Origin of the sequence: Mesorhizobium sp. Cs1321R2N1 (genome assembly GCF_037179725.1) — a bacterium.
Classification (GTDB): Bacteria; Pseudomonadota; Alphaproteobacteria; order Rhizobiales; family Rhizobiaceae; genus Mesorhizobium; species Mesorhizobium salmacidum.
On the sequence record NZ_JAPYKP010000354.1, the window covers coordinates 1 to 450 of the forward strand.

The following is a 450-nucleotide window of genomic DNA, read 5'->3' on the forward strand; positions in this document are numbered from 1 at the left end:
GGAGTTTCCGCCGCCGTAAAGCCGCACCCCATTCTATTTGATGAGGCCGGGAAGATCCTTCAGGAACGCCGCCCGCGTTGCGACGCCCTTCGGCTCGCCGGTACGCTTGGCATCCACGACGAGCCTCGCAAAGATGATGCGGCGTCCGTCCCTCTCCGCCCAGCCGACGAACCAGCCGAGCGAGCGCTTGCCGTCTTGGCCGAGCTTGGTGCTGCCGGTCTTGCCTTGCACGGTCCAGTCCCCTGCCGCGACGGTCGGGACGATCGCCTTGGTCATCTCATGCGCTTTGGCCGACACCGGCATTTTGCCGGCGAGCATCTGGCGCAGGAACGCCGTCTGCTCGACCGGCGATATTTCGAGTGAGGAATTTATCCAGGATTGCGTGAGCCCATTGTCCTTGCCGGCATCGCCCGACACATCTTTGTTGCCATAGGCGAATTTCGACATATA

At 62.2% G+C, this 450-nt stretch carries 1 protein-coding gene; it reads right to left on the reverse strand.

Annotated features, from left to right (window positions below; all coding sequences use genetic code 11):
- Window positions 1-33: 33 nt before the first annotated feature.
- Window positions 34-450: penicillin-binding transpeptidase domain-containing protein (locus O7A61_RS32465; RefSeq protein WP_337133214.1), on the reverse strand; the 417-nt coding region annotated here is incomplete at its 5' end.